General features: G+C 39.6%; 20 protein-coding genes and 1 riboswitch. Of the genes, 6 read left to right on the top strand and 14 right to left on the bottom strand.

Annotated elements, in window-relative coordinates; all coding sequences use genetic code 11:
• Positions 1 to 24: 24 nt before the first annotated feature.
• Positions 25 to 1,086: a methyltransferase gene (locus B0169_RS01510; RefSeq protein WP_077284011.1), complete on the bottom strand. Its 1,062-nt coding sequence runs from the start codon at positions 1,084 to 1,086 to the stop codon at positions 25 to 27.
• Between the two features lie 315 nt (positions 1,087 to 1,401).
• On the opposite strand from B0169_RS01510, the gene B0169_RS01505 reads away from it, so the two are divergent.
• The 5 genes from B0169_RS01505 (at position 1,402) to B0169_RS01485 (ending at position 7,169) form a co-directional block, all read left to right on the top strand.
• Positions 1,402 to 2,565 (top strand): DsbA family protein, encoded by a 1,164-nt coding sequence (locus B0169_RS01505; RefSeq protein WP_077284009.1) that lies wholly within the window; start codon positions 1,402 to 1,404, stop codon positions 2,563 to 2,565.
• A 116-nt stretch (positions 2,566 to 2,681) separates the two neighbouring features.
• Positions 2,682 to 2,889, top strand: a riboswitch (Lysine riboswitch).
• 78 nt (positions 2,890 to 2,967) lie between these two features.
• Positions 2,968 to 3,972 (top strand): 4-hydroxy-tetrahydrodipicolinate synthase, encoded by a 1,005-nt coding sequence (dapA, locus tag B0169_RS01500; RefSeq protein ID WP_077284008.1) that lies wholly within the window; start codon positions 2,968 to 2,970, stop codon positions 3,970 to 3,972.
• Positions 3,969 to 4,718, top strand: coding sequence for a 2,3,4,5-tetrahydropyridine-2,6-dicarboxylate N-succinyltransferase (locus tag B0169_RS01495; protein WP_077284006.1), 750 nt, complete (start codon positions 3,969 to 3,971; stop codon positions 4,716 to 4,718). The genes dapA and B0169_RS01495 overlap by 4 nt, the downstream gene beginning before the upstream one ends.
• A 92-nt stretch (positions 4,719 to 4,810) precedes the next feature.
• Complete coding sequence (locus B0169_RS01490; RefSeq protein WP_077284523.1) at positions 4,811 to 5,989, top strand: PLP-dependent decarboxylase; 1,179 nt, start codon at positions 4,811 to 4,813, stop codon at positions 5,987 to 5,989.
• 31 nt (positions 5,990 to 6,020) lie between these two features.
• Entirely contained in the window at positions 6,021 to 7,169 is a 1,149-nt protein-coding gene (locus B0169_RS01485; RefSeq protein ID WP_077284004.1) for a succinylglutamate desuccinylase/aspartoacylase family protein, read from the top strand.
• Between the two features lie 97 nt (positions 7,170 to 7,266).
• Here B0169_RS01485 and yjgA read toward each other — a convergent pair whose 3' ends face one another.
• Positions 7,267 to 7,788: a ribosome biogenesis factor YjgA gene (gene yjgA / locus B0169_RS01480; RefSeq protein ID WP_077284002.1), complete on the bottom strand. Its 522-nt coding sequence runs from the start codon at positions 7,786 to 7,788 to the stop codon at positions 7,267 to 7,269.
• A gap of 105 nt (positions 7,789 to 7,893) precedes the next feature.
• On the opposite strand from yjgA, the gene pmbA reads away from it, so the two are divergent.
• Positions 7,894 to 9,249 carry a metalloprotease PmbA gene (gene pmbA, locus B0169_RS01475; protein ID WP_077284522.1) on the top strand — a complete coding sequence of 452 codons (1,356 nt, stop codon included), beginning with the start codon at positions 7,894 to 7,896 and terminating at the stop codon, positions 9,247 to 9,249.
• A gap of 112 nt (positions 9,250 to 9,361) precedes the next feature.
• Here the strand turns inward: pmbA and mgtE are convergent, their stop codons facing one another.
• The 12 genes from mgtE to B0169_RS01415 form a co-directional block, all read right to left on the bottom strand.
• Complete coding sequence (mgtE, locus tag B0169_RS01470) at positions 9,362 to 10,720, bottom strand: magnesium transporter (protein WP_077284000.1); 1,359 nt, start codon at positions 10,718 to 10,720, stop codon at positions 9,362 to 9,364.
• Positions 10,721 to 10,947: 227 nt separating this feature from the next.
• Positions 10,948 to 11,226, bottom strand: a complete 279-nt coding sequence (locus B0169_RS01465) for an HPr family phosphocarrier protein (RefSeq protein WP_077283998.1) — start codon at positions 11,224 to 11,226, stop codon at positions 10,948 to 10,950.
• 6 nt (positions 11,227 to 11,232) lie between these two features.
• Positions 11,233 to 12,087, bottom strand: a complete 855-nt coding sequence (gene rapZ / locus B0169_RS01460) for an RNase adapter RapZ (RefSeq protein ID WP_077283996.1) — start codon at positions 12,085 to 12,087, stop codon at positions 11,233 to 11,235.
• Between the two features lie 7 nt (positions 12,088 to 12,094).
• A complete protein-coding gene (ptsN, locus tag B0169_RS01455; protein WP_077283994.1) occupies positions 12,095 to 12,547 on the bottom strand; it encodes a PTS IIA-like nitrogen regulatory protein PtsN in 453 nt (150 codons plus the stop codon).
• Between the two features lie 29 nt (positions 12,548 to 12,576).
• A complete protein-coding gene (hpf, locus tag B0169_RS01450; RefSeq protein WP_077283992.1) occupies positions 12,577 to 12,864 on the bottom strand; it encodes a ribosome hibernation promoting factor in 288 nt (95 codons plus the stop codon).
• Positions 12,865 to 12,900: 36 nt separating this feature from the next.
• Positions 12,901 to 14,409: an RNA polymerase factor sigma-54 gene (locus tag B0169_RS01445; RefSeq protein ID WP_077283990.1), complete on the bottom strand. Its 1,509-nt coding sequence runs from the start codon at positions 14,407 to 14,409 to the stop codon at positions 12,901 to 12,903.
• Positions 14,410 to 14,469: 60 nt separating this feature from the next.
• Positions 14,470 to 15,201, bottom strand: a complete 732-nt coding sequence (gene lptB, locus B0169_RS01440; RefSeq protein ID WP_077283988.1) for an LPS export ABC transporter ATP-binding protein — start codon at positions 15,199 to 15,201, stop codon at positions 14,470 to 14,472.
• Positions 15,202 to 15,702 carry a lipopolysaccharide transport periplasmic protein LptA gene (gene lptA / locus B0169_RS01435; protein ID WP_235838431.1) on the bottom strand — a complete coding sequence of 167 codons (501 nt, stop codon included), beginning with the start codon at positions 15,700 to 15,702 and terminating at the stop codon, positions 15,202 to 15,204.
• Between the two features lie 31 nt (positions 15,703 to 15,733).
• On the bottom strand, positions 15,734 to 16,300 hold the full coding sequence (lptC, locus tag B0169_RS01430) for an LPS export ABC transporter periplasmic protein LptC (protein WP_077283984.1): 567 nt from the start codon (positions 16,298 to 16,300) through the stop codon (positions 15,734 to 15,736).
• Complete coding sequence (kdsC, locus tag B0169_RS01425) at positions 16,297 to 16,842, bottom strand: 3-deoxy-manno-octulosonate-8-phosphatase KdsC (protein ID WP_077283982.1); 546 nt, start codon at positions 16,840 to 16,842, stop codon at positions 16,297 to 16,299. The genes lptC and kdsC overlap by 4 nt, the downstream gene beginning before the upstream one ends.
• Position 16,843: 1 nt before the next feature.
• Positions 16,844 to 17,809 (bottom strand): KpsF/GutQ family sugar-phosphate isomerase, encoded by a 966-nt coding sequence (locus tag B0169_RS01420; RefSeq protein ID WP_077284521.1) that lies wholly within the window; start codon positions 17,807 to 17,809, stop codon positions 16,844 to 16,846.
• A 16-nt stretch (positions 17,810 to 17,825) separates the two neighbouring features.
• A complete protein-coding gene (locus B0169_RS01415) occupies positions 17,826 to 18,806 on the bottom strand; it encodes a calcium/sodium antiporter (protein ID WP_077283980.1) in 981 nt (326 codons plus the stop codon).
• Positions 18,807 to 19,369 lie beyond the last annotated feature (563 nt).

The raw sequence follows: 19,369 nt of genomic DNA, 5'->3' as shown, positions 1-19,369 counted from the left end.
ATTGCTTTCAACAATGATTTTGTTTTAGTTATTTTTTAAGCTGTTGTTATTTAGGTCGCATTGATAAATGGCAAAGCCTTTTTCGACAGCTAAAGTTTTTGTTTTACCTATCGCCTTTTCCATGATTGGCGCATATTTTAAAAAGCTGTTAGCAACAATAGTAATACAGGCATTTTTATGCAAGTTTTGCTTAATTTGCGCTAAAAAAAGTTCGGTAGCAGCATAATGTGTTTTTACCCCTTGGTGGAAAGGCGGATTAGAGATAACAAAGTCATAGCGCTCTTGCACATTTGATAAACTGTCTGAAGCAATGTATTCACCCGTTAATTGATTTAAAGTTAATGTTTTCTGTGCTGAGTGCAAGGCTAAAGCGCTGACATCAACTAAAGATAGTTTTGTTTCTGGGTACATAGTCGCTATGTAGGCTGCAATAACACCAGCGCCGCAGCCAAAATCTAACACTTTTCCGCTCATTTTTTCAGGCAGGTGAGCTAACAAGACTTCGGTACCTATATCTAAAGCGTTTTGGCTAAAAACGCCAGGTAGTGCGGCTACTTGTAGCTGTTTTTCTTGTATTTGTATTGAATAATATTTATAGAATTTTTCTAGATCAAAGTGAGCAAGCGATGCTTTAAATCTACCTATATACATTAAACAATGCCGTGCGTTGTCGACTTTATTGCAAAATGTTAAGTAGTCATGGCTTAACTTGGCTGCTGATTTTATACCACCTTTATTTTCTCCAACGATGATAATGGTAGCATCTTCCAACATTGACTCGGCCAGCATAGCTAAAGTGAAGCCAAACTCGGCTTTGCTTTTGGGGAAATGAATAATTGCTAAGTCGTGTCGACTTTTTGCCTGGTATTGAACTGCAAAGTGACTTTGTACGCGGGGATTAGCTATGCGCTTTGTTGCTTGGTATTCTGCGTAATTACTATGGTAGCTATCGAGTTGAATTACACTATGTTGGGCTAAATATTGTGCAATAAAACCGTCGTCGGCAATATTAACCAACAGAGGTCGTGTTGCTACTAAAGCCTCAAGATTACGGATTAATAATTGGTTTATATTGCTTATTGCCATGAAGGTACCTGTTGGATGCTAAATGTTACTAATTTACAGTTACTTGTTTGTACAAGTTCTATACAAATAAGCATCGTCGTTGAAATTAATATGTCATAATGTTGCGTATTCTACGCGAATTTAATTATCTCGCCATCATTAGTCCATCAGGAGATAGCTATTTTTAGTAAAACGTTATTACGATTAAAAATAAAATGGCTACATAGTCAATTTAGACAAGAAATATTAGTTTTTCGTTACTTCATACTTGGACGCTTTTTAGGCCAAAAAGCGCAAGCTGAAGTCTATTTGTCACTCAATGATCCGCATAGCTTTATGTTGGTTCAAATGCTATCGCGTTTAGTAAAGCAGTATGATATTAATTTTAAAGTGCTTTTTATTTGGGGCGCGTTACCCGGTGTCACTATTACACCAAAACTTTATCGGCAATGGGCAATTAAAGATGCAAACTTAACGGCCGATCAGTATCAATTAGTACGTATTACACAAGAGCCTTCATTAGCTGTATTAACCACAGGGCAACAAACTTGGCAACAAGTGGTAAATAACATCGAAAATGCAGAGCAAATTTTTATAAAAACTTGGGGAGATCATTATACCGAACACCTTCAAACTTCGACACCGCCAATAAATCATCAAGTTAAGAATCAAATACGTTTGCAAGATAAAGGGCATTATGCCCCAGCCAATATTTTTTTTGCTGGCCATTGGTTTGTAGGGGTTGACCGTTTATACCATTTTGAAGGCCTGCTCTTGAAGCTTGGGTTAATTGAGCATGCAACGACTGCACTTTTGCCGGGCGTTAGACTTGAAAATACAGCAGATACAGAAGATACAGCACATTGTATAGCGAATAGTATTAAGACGAAAATCACACAAGTGGGTAGTATTCAGTCGGAGCCTTTAGTGGTGTATTTATCATTACGTAGCCCCTATTCGTATTTAGGCTTTGTGCAAGCGATTGATTTGGCTAAACGTCATCACCTTGAACTTATTATTAAGCCTGTATTGCCTTTATTAATGCGTGGTGCATCGATTCCTATGGTTAAACAAAAGTATATTTATCTTGATTCAGTGCGCGAAGCTAAAAAGCTAAACATTGAATTTACCGGTTTTGTTGATCCGTTAGGTGATGGTGTTATTAATGCTTATCGCTTTTTTGCTTGGGCAGAACTACAGGGCAAAGGAACGGAATATATGCTGGCATGTTTTCGAGCAATTTATGTGGATGGCATTGAACTAGCCGATGCTAAAAGTGTTGATAAGATAATGAAAAGATTAACTTTAAATGTCGATGATGCCCGTGCTTTTGAGCAAGATCATGATTGGCAGCAATGGGCTGATGTTAATCAAGTGGCGTTGAATAAGTTAAACCTTTGGGGCGTCCCTTGCTTTACTTATGGTCAATCTAGCTATTGGGGACAAGATCGTATTCCTTTATTGGAAAAAGAAATAAAATCAACATTGTCAAATGGTTAGATTAAAATATCAATATACGTATAGACGTCTATTGACTGTGCTTAGATTTAAATGTTTTAATATTGTAGTCCCTTATTCCAGTGAGATTGATAGTAAAACATCAATCGAACGATGAAAGGGCCAGAAGAGGAGCGTTAACCAGGTAGTTATTGTGAAGAGATCAAACTCTAAAGAGCAATAATGAGGGGGTATAGCGCCGAGGTAATGGTATTTTTGATGATACCAATATCGGTTGTCAAAGCTTGATTGTTAATAAAGAAACAATTGAGTATTAGGTTGAATCCTTGCAACTGTCACCTTACTAGGTGGAGAGCTTCTGGCCTTTGTAAAGGCCAAATTTCGTCCTGAAATTTTGCCTGTGCAAGCGCCTAAAAGTTCTCCGAACACAAGAGTTCGAGAGCAATGAATCAAAAAGAATCTATAAAATATAATTCGCTTACAGATCAGCCTTTGGTCTGGACTGCTTTGATCACGCCATTATTTGCTGATGGTGCAATTGATTATGCCAGTTTAAAGCACTTGGCGTTACAGCAAAACCAGGCAAAAAATGGCATTTTGTTATTGGGTAGCACGGGAGAAGGTATCGCGTTATCCGCTAAAGAGCGTTTAACAATTGTTGAATATGTTAGCGCCATGTCATTAGACGTGCCATTGATGGTTGCGGTAGGAGGCTATAATCTCAATGAACAGTGTGCTTGGATAGAGCAATGTAACCAATTACCGATCAGTGCTTATTTACTCACTAGCCCTATTTACGCCAAGCCAGGTCCGAAGGGGCAAGCTGCATGGTTTAACGCGTTACTTGATAGCGCTAAACTGCCTTGTATGTTGTATAACGTGCCGTCAAGAACGGGCGGCGAGATTGCCCTTAGCGCTTTGCAGCAAGTACAAAATCATGAAAATTGCTGGGCCTTAAAAGAAGCTAGCGGTGATCTTAATAAGCTATTAGCGTATCGCGAGCATTGCCCAAATGTTGAACTATATAGTGGCGAAGATGCCATGATGCCGTATCTCGCGGCGGCAGATGTTAAAGGCTTAGTATCTGTTTGTGCCAACGTTTGGCCTGAAGCAACCCGTAGATATGTCGAGTTAGCTTTAGCTAAAAATCATGCTGGTCTCTTTCCTCTCTGGCATCAAGCAATCTCGGCATTATTTCAAGTGACGAGTCCAATTGCAGTAAAAGTGTTACTCGCTAAATTGAACGTTATTAGCTCAGCGACGCTACGTTTGCCGCTTTGCCAAGACGAGCTTACAGAAGAGCATGGCTTACAAGCTATTGACCAAAGAATTCAACAATGGCTGCTTAGCCAACCGATAAATACGGTATCGCAGAGGCATCGCTCTGATAGCGGTACTGCGTTACATTCCCCTTTAGCAGAAACTAACTTACGAGACCTAATTTCATGACTTGGCAGCAAACATTAACAGATTTAGAAACCGGTAAAACTCGAGCAGCAGTACAAGATAGCAATGGCCACTGGCAAGTTAACACTGATGTTAAACATGCTATTTTAGCGGCATTTAAAGCCGGAGAAAATACTGAGTTCGAGGGGGCTTATCGCGGCTTTGTTGATAAACATAATTTACCTGCACGTGAATTTACCGTTGGTGATCAAGTGAGAATGGTACCAGGAGGATCGTCAGTTCGTCGTGGTGCTTATGTCGCGCCAGGTGTGATTATTATGCCACCCGCTTATATTAATGTTGGTGCATTTGTTGACAGCGGTACTATGGTTGATAGCCATGCATTGATAGGTTCATGTGCGCAAATAGGTAAGAATGTGCATGTTTCTGCGGCGGTACAAATTGGTGGTGTGTTGGAACCTATCGGCGCGAGTCCAGTGATTATTGAAGATAATGCATTCTTAAGTGCAGGCGTAATTATTGTTGAAGGTATTGTAGTGAAAAAAGGCGCAGTTTTAGCGCCAGGCGTTTCGTTATCTGCATCAGTACCTGTTTATGATTGCGTTAATAACTTAATGTTAGCCAAAGGAGCCGATATTCCTGAAAATGCCGTGGTTGTGCCCGGTACGCGTCCTGTTGCTGGCGCTTGGGCTGAGCAACACGGGCTTAATATGGCTTGTGCGCTAATTGTTAAATATCGTGATGAAAAAAGTAATGCTGCTTTAGAGCTTGAATCAGTACTGCGTTAGGAAAAATAATGACTGAAATGTTAAATGATAAGGCTAGGCCTAGTTGGCTTAGCGCTAGCTTAATGGCATCACTGAATAAGCACCGTGATTCAATGCCGCCTAGTGATGATATAACTGAAGATGAAACAGGTTTTTTTCTTTATGATTTAGATTCTCTTAAGCAACATTTATCGCTGCTCATGCAACAAGATGTTATTAAGCTTTGGTTTGCTGTTAAGGCAAACCCTTTGTCGCGAGTAATACAAACCTTAGGGCAGCAAGGCTTTAATTTTGATGTTGCTAGCCAAGGCGAATTGAGCCAAGTCTTAGCGCAAGATATTGCTGCAGATCGCATCTTAAATACAGGCCCAGCAAAGTCAAAATCACAGATGAAAGGCTTTTTACGCCAAGGTGTACGCACTTTCGTGGTTGAAAGTTTAAACCAACTACAATGGCTAAACCAAGCAGCTAATGAACTCTCTTGTCGACCACAAGTACTATTAAGAGTGCAATTGCAATGGCAAGAGGGGGAAAAAAACCCCTTAGGTGGTAATGAAGTTACGGCTTTTGGCTTATCTTGTGATGAATGGCAAACAATCAAGGTAGCTGATTTTTCAGCATTGAATATCAATGGTTTACATATTTTTCAATGGGGAAATATGCTCAGCAATGCTCGTATGTTTGAGTTGTGGTCGCAAATGGTTACGCCACTATTAACCTTAGCTGAAAATTTGGGCATGAATTTAGAAGTATTAGATTTAGGCGGTGGCTTAGGTGTTGACTATCTACAAACAGAGCAAGGTTTGAGTTGGCCGACAATTATTAATGACTTAGCAATAATAAAAGCGCGTGCTGGTGTCAGTGAGCTTTGGTTAGAGTTAGGTCGTTATGCCGTTGCTGAAATGGGCTATTACGTAACTTCTGTGGTCGATCGTAAGCAGAATTTTCAGCAACAACAATTAGTACTAGCAGGGGGGATTAATCATTTATTACGCCCTGCAATTACTGAGCAGCCATTTCCAGTAGCTATGCTTAGGGAGTCTACAGCAACCCCATGTTACTTTGATTTGCATGGCCCACTTTGTACTAGCTTAGATAAATTGGGGACATTGGCGCTAGCTGATGATGTTGGTGTTGGTGATCAGTTAGTTTTTGGTTTGTCTGGTGCTTATGGTTTTACGGAAAGTATGCCATTTTTTCTTTGTCATCAAGTGGCTGCTGAATATGTTTTACAGCAGGGTAAAATTGAGCAGGTGCGAGCAGTAGCACCTGCATCATGGTATTTACGTTGATAGGGCTGAATGGCCAGAATAAAGGTTATTTATGAATGTAGTTTGTAAAGAAGTTATGCACGTCGGTGAAATGGCGAGTGGTGCGGCGTTAACTGTACCGGTTTATCGAATTAAGGGCAACGAGCAAGGGCCTGATGTCTATATTCAAGCGAATATGCATGGCGCAGAAGTACAAGGTAATGCGGTTATTTTTCAACTTTTAGAGCAGTTAAAAACACTTGAACTTAACGGTAGTATTACTTTAGTGCCTTATGCAAATCCTGTTGCATGTAACCATAAAAATGGTGAGTACACTTTAGGGCGTTTTGATCCCATCACTGGTGTTAACTGGAATCGAATGTACTATTTTGCAGCTGATATCGTTGAACCTTTTGCACAAGCCTATTTGAGCCACTCAGCTATTGAAATAGAGCGAGCCTTTAAAGCTTTACTGTTGGAGCAAATAGAGCAAAAGCTAAATCATAATATTTATGGTCTAACTACTGGGCAGCGTATTGCTTTTCAATTACAGCAATTAGCCCATCAAGCTGATATTGTTTTAGACTTACATACCGGTCCTATTTCGAGCAAACATTTATATTGTCCCGAATATGCGAAGGAAAGTGCCAAGTACTTTGACATACCACATACCTTGTTAATTCCTAACAGTTTTGATGGTGCTTTAGATGAAGCAACTTTTTGTCCGTGGTGGCAGCTAAAGCTTGCGTTTGCTCAGTTAGGGCGTGATTTTTCGATAACGAAAGCGGATGCTAATTATGCGCAAGATTTAATTATTAAAGAAAGCTTTACTGTTGAATTAGGCTCACAAGAGCAAATAGATTTAGATGTTGCCCATGAAGATGCACAAGGTATTTTAAGTTATTTACAATATCAAGGCGTGATAAAGAGTAACGATTTTCACCCTAAAAGCATGATCCGATATAGCTGCATGTTAGCCGATTACAAAGCATTATATTCACCAATGGGTGGCATGGTAGATTATTTAGCTGAATTTGGTCAGCCATTAGCGGCAGGAGAGCCTTTAGCTCGAATTCTTCGAATGGATAATTACGGTGATGGCGACCCATTACACTACATTAGCTTAGATCATCCCGTGATCCCTATTTTGCACTTTGCGTCAGCGAGCGTTAATCAAGGCACTGAACTTTATAAAGTGTTTAGTCAGTATAGTATTTTATAACTGCGGGTATTATCGCGCAAAGACAAATAAAAACGCCTTGTAAATCAAGGCGTTTTTATTAAAGCTCAAGTTGCATTTAGTTAAAACAAGTTGGCATTTAGTTAAAAATTACATGCTCTTTTAAGTAGGCAAACAGGTCACGGTAATGTTTACCAACTTTTTCTTCTTTATGCTCTTTTTTTGCCTGGCGCACTAATTGTCGAAGCTTTTGTCTTTCCATTGTTTCACACTGGGCTAGCAAGTCTTCGATGTTGTCATTACCTTGGCTGATAAGTTCATCACGGATTTTTTCTAATTTATCAAACTTCACTGATTCTTGTTGATGCTTATTAGCCATAACATCCATTGCTTGTTTAATCGGTTCAAGATCAGTTTCAGCTAATATTTTAGCAATGTGGCGCACATGGCGACGCAATGCTTCGTGCTTGTTGGCAATTTTATCTGCCAGCACCATGGAAGCTTTAAGCTCATCAGTCAGTGGTAATTTACTGCGTTGATGCTTCGACATTTTGACAATGACAAGGCCAAAGTCTTGCAGTCGATGCATTTCTCGTTTTATTTCTGATTTACTCAGTAATTCTTCTTCTAATTCATCGATATCGTTGGCAGACTGGGGCATAATGTTAAGTAATAAAGTGATTGTTACCTGTAGTATACAACAAAGCTGTACCAGCAAAAACATTCCTGTTGTTTGTATCGATAAAATGTGAGAAATAATTTACCCATGAGCGATTCTGATAGTATTCAAATGCAAATAGAGCATGTAAAAACACGTGTTAATGACGCCATGACACTGGCAAAGTCACTGGGCGCCGATGGTGCTGAAGTTGCTATGACCCGTACACAAGGCTTGAGTGTTAGTACTCGCCTAGGTGAAGTTGAAAATGTAGAATTTACCAGTGACGGTGCGCTAGGTATTACGGTTTACAAAGCCGGCAGAAAGGGTAGCGCCTCGACAGCTGATTTATCAGAAAAAGCATTAAAACAAGCGATTGAAGCTGCGGTCAATATTGCCAAATATACTTCGGTTGATGATTGCTCTGGCATGGCTGATAAAGCCATGTTAGCGATGTCGCCTCCAGATTTAGATTTATATCACCCGAAAGCGTTAACAACTGAGCAAGCAATTAGTATTGCTAAAAGCTGTGAAGACACCGCGCTAAGCTATGATAAGCGTATAACTAATTCAGACGGTGCGACACTCGCAAGTTATGAAGGTTTTAAAGTGTATGGTAACAGTCATGGCCAATTAGTTGGTTACCCAAGTACGCGGCATAATTTGAGTTGTGTGATGATCGCTAATCAAGGCGATGATATGCAACGTGACTACGCTTATACGGTGAGTCGCGAATTTGACAAAATGGACACCGCTAGCAAAATTGGTAAACAGGCCTCGATGGAAGCTTTATCTCGTTTAGGTGCACGTAAGCTCGCCACTGCTAAAGTGCCTGTAATGTTTCGTGCCGATATTGCTAATAGTTTATTTGGTCATTTTATTGCTGCTATCAGTGGCGGCAATTTATATCGCAAGTCCTCTTTTTTGATGGACTCTATTGGCAAGCAAGTATTTCCTGAGTTTTTGAATATTAGCGAACGTCCTCATATCAAAAAAGGCTTAGCGAGTAGCGCTTTTGATGCTGAAGGTGTCGCAACCATTGATCGAGAAATCATTACCGACGGTAAGTTAGCGACATATCTACTCACTAGCTATTCGGCACGTAAACTGGGTTTACAAACAACAGGTCATGCCGGCGGTATTCATAATTGGCAACTTGGTATGAAAGGCGCTGGTCAAGGTGGTGACTTTGACGCCATGTTAAAAACATTGGGTACGGGATTGTTAGTGACTGAAATGATGGGACAAGGTGTCAATGTAGTTACGGGCGATTATTCTCGCGGGGCTGCAGGCTTCTGGGTCGAAAATGGCGAGATAGCTTATCCAGTTGATGAAATAACTATTGCTGGAAAGCTACAAGATATTTTTGCTGGTATTATGGCAATAGGAGATGATATTGATATGCGTGGTAGTATTCATACCGGCTCAATTATTGTTAATGAAATGCAAGTGGCTGGCAGTTAGGTATTAAAGCTGGAAGTTAATAGCTATCAGCTTTTAGTTAAAAGCAAAGAATAGTCCTGAGCCACTAAACTTTTTTTGACTGACAGCTGACAGCTTAAAACTGACGGCTGCTCTATCCTAGCATTAAAGTCGCTGTGCCCAAAAAGGCAAATATCCCGACAACATCGGTAACGGTAGTTAAAATAACGCTACCTGCTAGAGCGGGGTCAATATTCATCTTTTTCAAAATCAATGGGATCGTAACACCTGCTAAGCCAGCAGCGGTCATATTCATTAACATGGCAAAGGCGATAATAGCGCCGAGCATTAAATTTTGCTGCCAAACAGCGACGACAGTAGCGATTAACACAGACCAAATTAAACCGTTGAAAAAGCCAATGGCAAGCTCTTTATAGAGTAAAATACGCGAGTTACTTTCACCAACATGCCCTAAAGCCATACCACGAATAACTAATGTTAAGGTTTGATTACCGGCAACACCACCCATGCTTGGAACAAGTGAGTTTAATACCGCTAAAATGGCCAATTGATTTAAAATGCCTTCAAACATACTTGAAACTGCAACAGCCATTAGAGCAGTAACCAAGTTTACCCCTAGCCATATTGAACGTCGTTGAGTACTTTTTAGTACCGGAGCAAAAGTATCGGCTTCATCATCTAGACCAGCCATACTCATCATGGAATGCTCTGCTTCTTCACGAATAATATCGACAACATCATCGACTGTGATACGGCCCAGTAAACGACCTTCTTCATCGATAACAGGGGCAGAAAACCAATCATAACGCTCGAATAATTGTGCAACGTCTTTTTCGTTCATATCAGCAGTAATTGCTTGGATATCTTCATCTATCAGATTGGAAATTATTGTTTCAGCTTTAGCTGTCACAATGGCTGATAATGATACGGCTCCGATGAAATGATCTTCACGGTCTACAACATAAAATGAGTCGGTAGCTTCAGGCAATTCGCCACGTAAGCGTAAATAACGCAACACCACATCGACGGTAACATCTGGGCGAATAGAAATGGTATCAGTATTCATGATACCGCCGGCGGTATCCTCTTCATATGAGAGTGCAGCTTCAACGCGACTACGGTCTTGCCAGTCCATTGCGTTGAGAACTTCCTGATAAACACTATCAGGTAGTGTTCTGAATACTTCTGCTAAATCATCTACATCCATGCCTTCTGCAACGGCAGCAATCTTTTCTGGATGAATATTTTTAAGTATACCTTTTCGAACTTCTTCGTTTAGCTCTTCAAGCACTTCACCATGGTGATCAGCATCAATTAATTGCCAAAGTGCGATACGACTTTTGGTGGGTGAAGATTCTAATAATAAGGCGAGATCATAAGCGGGCATGTCTTGCAATAATTTGCGGACATAAACAAACATACCACTATCGAGGGCATCATTAACTTGCTGTAAGCGTTGATGGCTGTAATCTTGCTCAGAAACTTCCGGCATATTGCTACCTTGTGCCGTTGTAAAAACGAAAACTGAAAATTATTAGTATGAAGGATAATTATTAAGGTAATGTTACGTTAAATGCTAATAATTATCAGCAATGAGTTTATCGTAATTTATCACTTTTCGCAGCTTTTTTATTGACTTAAAAACTGGTTGAACAGCTATACCCAAACCACTCTGAAACTGCATTTTCAAGTGGCTTGGGTATAAGTACTTTGTCTTTTTTACTCTGTTTCATTAAATTTATCACTAAATAGTTGGCAAATTTCTGTTAATGCTTGCTCTGCATCTTCACCACAAGCGATAACCTTAACTGTTTTACCTTGGGCACCAGCGAGCAACATTAAGCCCATAATGCTATTGGCGTCTGCAGTATTATCAGCTAACTCTATTGTGACTGTCGCAGTAAACTTTTGACTAAGCTGCGCAAGCTTAGATGCAGCCCTAGCATGTAAGCCTAGTTTGTTGATGATCACAACTTCACGGCTAAATTGCGTAGTCATAATGAGTTACGTGCTCTCAACGGGTAAATCACGGTGACGTGACTGCACGTCTTTACGCTCTTTACGCATATTGTTGGCTAATAGCTCTGCGATATAAACCGAGCGATGTTTACCGCCTGTACAACCAATAGCGATGGTAATATAACTACGATTATTACGTTCCAAGTGTGGCAACCAAGTCATCATAAAGCTGTTAATTTGCCATATAAATTTTGTGACAATTGGTTGGCTAGCAAGAAAGTCCTGTACGGGTTTATCTAAGCCGGTATAGCCTTTAAGCTCTTTATCCCAAAAAGGATTAGGTAAAAATCGAGCATCAAAAACATAGTCAGCATCTTGAGGTACGCCATGTTTGAAACCAAATGATTCAAATACTACTACCATCGAGCCCGAGGTTTTACCTAGAATTCTTTCTCTGACTAAATCAGCAAGTTGATGTGGTGAAAGTTGGCTAGTATTAATATATAGGTGTGCACGGCTAGCAATAGGCTCAAGCAGTTTTTTTTCTAAGGCAATGGCTTGGTCTAAAGCAATATTTTGTTTGATTAATGGGTGTAAGCGTCGGGTTTCACTAAATCGACGGATCAGATCGCTATCATCAGCATCTAAATAAAGTAGGCTTAACTCGACAGCACTTGGCAGGTAATCAATAATTTCTGGCACATCGTTAGGATCTTTAGGCAAGTTACGTACATCGATGCTAACAGCAACATTTTCATAATCATTAATAACGGTGTGCGTTAATGCCGGCAGTAAATTGACAGGGATATTGTCGACACAGTAATAACCTAAGTCTTCTAAAACACGCAGTGCGACACTTTTTCCTGAACCAGAACGACCACTGACAATAATTAGTTTCATCTGTGCTTTAACTCGCTTGTTGGATTAACTGGAAAAGTTCATGATTACTTTTACATTGTCGTACTTGCTTACAAAACTGTTTGTCACGAAAAATTGTCGCAATACTTTGTAGCGTACATAGATGGTTTTGACACTCTTCTTCAGGCACAAATAAAGCAATAAAAATATCTACTGGGCGATGATCAATTGCATCAAAATTAATTGCTTGTTCCGTTGTTATCAGCACAGCAATGGGTTTTGTGGCATTAATTAAGCGACCATGTGGTATAGCAATGCCATTTCCAATGCCTGTGGAGCCCATTCGCTCACGTTTAACTAAGCTTTCTAATAGCTGAAAAGTGTCGTGATTTACCAATTTTTCAGCGGCAAGACTACTCAAAAATTCTAAAATACGTTTTTTACTTGCAGCCGGTACTGCACAGATAGTGCAGTCCGGAGTTAAGATGTCTTGCAACTTCATAAACTTCTAAGACCTAATGTGGGGCTATGCTAATGCTTGTTTATCTTGCCTTTATACTTCAAGATTTGGCGATCTAACTTATCAATTAACGCGTCGATTGATGCATACATATCACTGTTTTCTGCTTTAGCGTGAACCTCTGTACCAGTTAAATGTACTGTGGATTCAGCAATTTGATTGAGTTTTTCTACGGTTAATACAACATGCACATTGTTGATATGATCAAAATGACGTTCTAGCTTTTCGAATTTGCCATTAACATAGTCACGTAACGAATCGGTAACATCGACATGGTGTCCGGTAAGATTAATTTGCATATGCTTCTGTCCTCTTTTACGGGTGAATAAGCTAGCCTACAGTAGGCTTTTACGTTGATTTGATGGCGGTATAGATAGCGATTCTCTATATTTTGCAATAGTACGCCTTGCTACTTTGATGCCTTGCTCGGCTAAAATATCTGCCATTTTACTATCACTTAAAGGCTTTGACGGTATCTCAGCTGCAACCAATTTTTTGATTAATTCACGAATTGCTGTTGATGAACACTCACCACCGTTTTCAGTGCTAACATGGCTAGAGAAAAAATATTTCAGTTCGAAGATGCCTCTAGGAGTGTGCATATATTTTTGCGTGGTGACACGAGAGATAGTCGACTCATGCATATCGACAGCTTCAGCAATATCGTTTAATACCATGGGGCGCATGGCTTCTGGCCCATGTTCAAAAAAACCTTGTTGGCGTTGAACAATACAGTTGGACACTTTCAGTAGGGTGTCGTTACGGCTTTCTAAACTTTTAATAAACCACTTCGCTTCTTGCAAGTTAGAGCGAATAAATTGGCTATCAGTAGATGATTTCATAGTACGCGACATTGCCGCATATTGTTGGTTTACTGATAACTTAGGGGCGGTGTCAGGGTTGAGTTCTACGGTCCAACGACCATTTTTCTTTTCAACGGAGACATCTGGAATGACATATTGCTCCTCACTTTTTATTACACTATCGCCTGGGCGAGGATCTAAAGATTGAATGAGACGAATAACCTCTCGTAACTGCTCTTCTTTCAGGCGTAATTTACGCATTAACTGTCGATAATCTCGATTGCCGAGTAATTCTATATATTCGGTAACGGCTAACTTACTTTCTGCTAACCAAGGGGTATCCTTAGCGAATTGATTAAGCTGAATTAAAAGACATTCAGGAATTGAACGAGCACCTACACCAACAGGATCAAACATGTTAATGCGCTTTAGTACCACTTCAACTTCATCAAGCTCAACGTCTTCAATACCTACACTGTCCAAAATTTCTTCTGCTGAAACCGTTAAGTAACCTGCCTCGTCAATGGCTTCGATAATCGCAATGGCAATAGTTTTGTCGGTATCACTAAAAGGAGTGAGTTCCATTTGCCAAATCAGGTGATCTTGTAATGAATCTTTTGTTTCGCCTTGATAGGTATAATCTTCTGATGCGGGGCCAACGCTACCACTACTGGCACCAGCACTAAAGTTGTCATCCCAAGTGGTATCACTATTAAGTTCTTCGGGGATATCTGTTTTGGCTAGACCTTCGGAAGAGCTAATTTCGTCAATCGTTGGAGCAGAATCTTCGCTACCATCGGAGGATGACAGTTCAGAGCTTTCACTAACCCCAGCAGAAAAGGCTTCTTCTAAACGGTCAGGGGTGCTTTCTGAGCTATTATCAGCAGTTTCATCAACCTCGAGCAAAGGGTTACTTTCAAGTGCTTCTTGAATTTCTTGCTGTAGATCCAGAGTAGATAATTGCAACAGTTTGATCGCCTGCTGCAATTGCGGGGTCATCGTTAACTGTTGTCCGATACGGAGTTGCAGAGTAGGACGCATTTACGTTTTCTTTTCCCTGTTCAAAGACATTATTATTGTGCCGTTGTAGTTTGTTACTCACTATAGCGTGAATTGTTCACCAAGGTATACATCTCTTACATGTTGATTTGCAAGAATTTGATTCGCATCACCCTCAGCAATAAGCTCACCATGACTAACAATATAGGCGTGTTCACAAACATCGAGTGTTTCTCGAACATTGTGGTCGGTGATCAAAATACCTATACCACGCTCTTTTAAGTGTAGGATAATTTTTTTTATATCACCTACTGAAATTGGATCAACACCAGCGAAGGGTTCATCAAGTAAAATAAATTTCGGATCTGCCGCTAAAGCGCGTGCAATTTCAACGCGTCGGCGTTCACCACCCGATAAACTCATACCTAAGTTATCTTTTATATGGCTAATGTTGAACTCTTCTAGCAGGTGCTCAAGTTTCTCTTCTCTTTCGACATCATTAAGGGTTTTACGGGTTTGTAAAATGGCCATAATGTTGTCATAAACCGATAACTTACGGAAAATTGATGCTTCTTGAGGTAGATAGCCAATACCTTTGCGCGCACGCTCGTGCATCGGCAGTAAAGTTAAGTCTTCGTCATTTAAGGCAATGGAGCCGCTATCATTGTTGACTAAACCGACAATCATATAAAAAGAGGTCGTTTTGCCAGCACCATTAGGTCCTAACAAGCCAACAATTTGCCCAGCTGAAACCTTCAGACTGACATTTTTAACGACCTTTCTGCCTTTGTAGGCTTTTGCTAAGCCGGTTGCGGATAATGTTGAAGTTGACATCTACTCTTTCTTGCCTTTTGATTTACCTGGCTGTTCGGTTTTATTTTTAGGCTGTTCGGTTTTATTTTTAGGCTGTAATACGGTTTCAACTTTAGCATTCTCTAAGCTTTCAGCATTGACATATTCAGTCTCAAAGTTATAGGTGATTTTACTGCCGCTGACTTCACTGCCTTCTTGACGCAATAAAGCATCGCCCGAAATTACAACTATATTCATTCCTGGTTCATAACGAATTTCTTTGGCTTGTAAGTTGATTGGACTTCCATCTTGCAATGTTTGTTCAAAGGTTGCTGGTGAACCTTTGGCAATATAAATTTTATTATCGCTTTTTTCTTGAGTGATGACTTGGACTAACTCAGCATGTATTTTAAGTGTGCCTTGAGTAATAATAACATTATCAATATAACTGAATATTTTGTTCTTCAGATCGGCAGCTTGACGTGAAGAAGAAATTTTAATTTCTTGCTCAACATCAAATTTTTCAGCACTTACCGCTGGCACGAATATAAGTAGAGCCGCTAAGAAAGTTAATTTAGTTTTTAGTTTTTTTATAAATGGTTTGCACATGTTCGGTCAATGTCATCTGTGTTGTGTTTAAGTCTACAATTAATCCTGAGCCATACATAGTAAATCCTTTACCTAATATTAAGATAGTTTGCTCTGAGCTGATAATATTAGTTTTTAAATCCATTTCTAAATTCTTTCCGTGTACTTCCTGTATCAAACTTTCTTCATCAGTGGCGATTAAACGTACGCGATTTTTTAATTTTACTCGGTTGTTACTATACAAAGTCCCTTCGTTGGCGGTAATTTGCCAAGTAGGTTTGTTATTTTTTGGATATAAGGTGTATTTAGGGTGCTCAAAGTGTGTGACCTCTAATTGGGCATAATGTTCCATTCGCTGCGCCTCAACATTGTAAGACAATGCGCCTGATGCCTGGTAAATGTCACTATTAAGATTTTCAGCGATAAATTCGGGATTATTCGTGCTGTCGAGAATATTGGTTGTTTCTTCTTGCGCACTATACCATTCAAGTAAGCCGTAAGTCGTTACGGCAATGATAAAGAGACTGGTTGTTGCAAGATAGATTCGGTTCATATACTCGCGCCTGTTGCTGCTGCTAAGGTATTTTGACTCTGCATTATTAGATCACAAGTTTCACGTACAGCACCAAAACCACCGCGTGTGTATGTAATATAGTGACAGGCTTTTAGTATAGCGGGGTGTGCGTCATTAACCGCAATACTTAAGCCAACATGGTTAAGGCAGTCAAGATCTGGCATGTCATCGCCAATGTAAGCAACTTGCTCTGATGTTAACTGCAACGAAGCTATCATTTTTTTTAACGCAGGTAATTTGTTTTCTTCACCTTGAACTATGTGTTTAACATTTAAGGCGCTCATACGAGTCTGCACTATATTCGATTTTCTGCCAGTGATCACGGCAACATCTACACCACTAGCACCTAAAGCTTTAATGCCATAGCCATCTTTAGTGTGAAAAGCTTTTAACTCTTCGCCACTGTTACCTAGGTAAATACGACCGTCTGAAAAAACGCCGTCAATATCACACACAAAGAGTTTGATTTGCTGTGCTTTTTGCCAAATACTTGACGATACTTTTCCGTAAAGACTATCCATTTTATAACACTCCTGATTTTAATAAGTCATGCATATTCATGGCACCAATAGGTTGATTATTGTCATTAACAATAATTAAACCATTGATTTTTTTGTCTTCCATAATTTTTAATGCTTCAGCAGCTAGCATATCTTGCTGTGCAACATAAGGATTTTTAGTCATGACACTGGTAATGCTGTCTTGATGTATATTAATTTGTGCATCTAAAATACGGCGTAAATCACCATCGGTAAAGAGGCCCATTAGCTGACTATTGTCATCAACAATTGCGGTCATGCCTAAGCCTTTGAGTGACATTTCAACTAAAGCATCTTTTATTTTAGCGTTTGTCGCAACGGTTGGTAGGCGCTCACCTTTGTGCATAATATCTACTAAACGCAGCAGTAATCTTTTTCCTAAACTACCACCTGGATGAGATAAAGCAAAGTCATCAGCGGTAAAACCACGAGCATTTAATAGTGCGACCGCAAGGGCATCACCCATGACCAATGTTGCGGTAGTGCTAGAAGTTGGTGCTAATCCTAAAGGGCAGGCTTCTTGTGATACTTTGACACAAACGTGTGTATCGGCAAGCTTAGCTAGTGTTGAGTCAGGGTTGCCTGTCATGGCAATTAGCTTAGCCCCCAAGCGTTTGATGACAGGAATAATGGCAAGTACTTCGCCAGTCTCTCCAGAATTAGAAATGGTTAATACCACATCGTCTAAAGTGATCATGCCAAGATCACCATGGCTAGCTTCACCAGGATGGACAAAAAATGATGGTGTACCGGTACTGGCAAGTGTAGCAGCAATTTTACCGCCAATGTGGCCAGATTTTCCCATACCAATGACGATGACACGGCCTTGGCAGTTGAACATTAATTCACAGGCCTTAACGAAGTCGTCATCAATAAATTGAGTTAATTCAGCGATAGCTTGTTGCTCAATTTTAATGACGTTTTGTGCTAACTGCTTAAAATTTTTCATTGCTATAGACCAATCATTAAGTGTTAAGTTGACTGAAAAGTAAAATTTGGTAGCCAACAAATACAGCTAACAATAGTAAACCTTTCGCGCGTGTGATGCGAAATTTTCCACTACGACTAAAGCACAGTAGAAACAGTAAGAAAGTGGTTGCTAACATGTATGGAGCATCACGAGACGCGGCAGCTTGATCAATATTACCGGGTGAAATTAAGCCAGCGAGTGATAGTACAGCAAGAATATTAAAGATATTGGAACCGATAATATTTCCCAAAGCCAAGTCATCTTCTTTTTTAATGATACTCATAATACTTGCTGCTAGCTCAGGCAAACTCGTGCCAACCGCAATGACGGTTAAACCTATGACTAAGTCACTAATACCAAAAGCTTTGGCAATAAAAATTGAAGAGTCGACAAGAAATGTTGCACTTAATGGCAAAAATATAATGCCGAAAACTAACCAAATAACTGAACGTCGAGTACTGACGGCTTCAGGTACTTCTTGTTCTGCTTCTAGGACCATTTTATCGTCTATAGGGTTCTGTTTTGCTCGTTTTAAAGTAACGAAAAGTAAGGTCGCGATATAAAGCACAAAGCCGACGATCAATATTAAACCTTCATTAAAACTGAAGTGGCTGTTGGCCAGCATATAAGTTGCAATGGCTGTAACAATTAAAATAAGAGGTATTTCACGTTTAATAGTAGAAGAAGAAACCGACAAAGGATGAAATAATGCCGTTAAACCTAGCACTAAAGCAATATTGGTTATATTAGAGCCAATCGCATTACCGACAGCAGTATCTGGGTTACCTTGCAAAGAGGCGGTTGCGGCTATCATCATTTCGGGAGCTGAAGAGCCCATTGCGACAATAGTTAAACCTATGATCATCGGAGAAATACCAAGATTTCTTGCTAAAGATGAGGCACCAAATACAAATTTGTCTGCACTCCACACTAAGGTAATTAGTGAAAGTAGTAAGATCAAAATTTGGATGAACATTCAAAGCTCCTGTTTGGCTAAGGTAATAAATAGCATGTTTTATTCGTTGCTAATAGATGAAATAAAAAGAGGAATTGTAAACCATTGATGATAACCGATGACAGCCTATTTATATTTATTTTGCCAACATTATGTTGAGCAAAAACCATTATAAACTTTTTCTGTTATTATTGGCACGTGCATTGAAGATAAAATCATTAAAAAATAAACTTAATCAGTATTTAATTTTTATCTTTATGAATACCTTGCTCTATAAATATCTCCATAATACGTCAACACATAGTTTCAGCACTGTCAAAGTAACACTAATTCAATAGGCATTTTTAGAGGTGTTTTTGTCTTTCTAAATAAATGCGTAAATTATATGTTGTTGGTGTGCTTTCAGTGCCTAAAGCCATTTAGACAAGGAAAAAGGTTGATTGCTTATTATTGATTGCAATAGGCGCTTCACATGAAGGTGACTTTTCGATAGTTACTATTATTTTCAATTGAGGCATGGTCTAAATCATTTTTTCTTCAAGCTGAAATTCTCTACATAGAAGTATCATGGCTCTCTAAACGTA

It is taken from the genome of Cognaticolwellia aestuarii, assembly GCF_002000025.1.
Lineage (GTDB): Bacteria > Pseudomonadota > Gammaproteobacteria > Enterobacterales > Alteromonadaceae > Cognaticolwellia > Cognaticolwellia aestuarii.
Note: the sequence above shows the minus strand (reverse complement) of the source record. Positions and strands in the feature narration are given on the sequence as shown.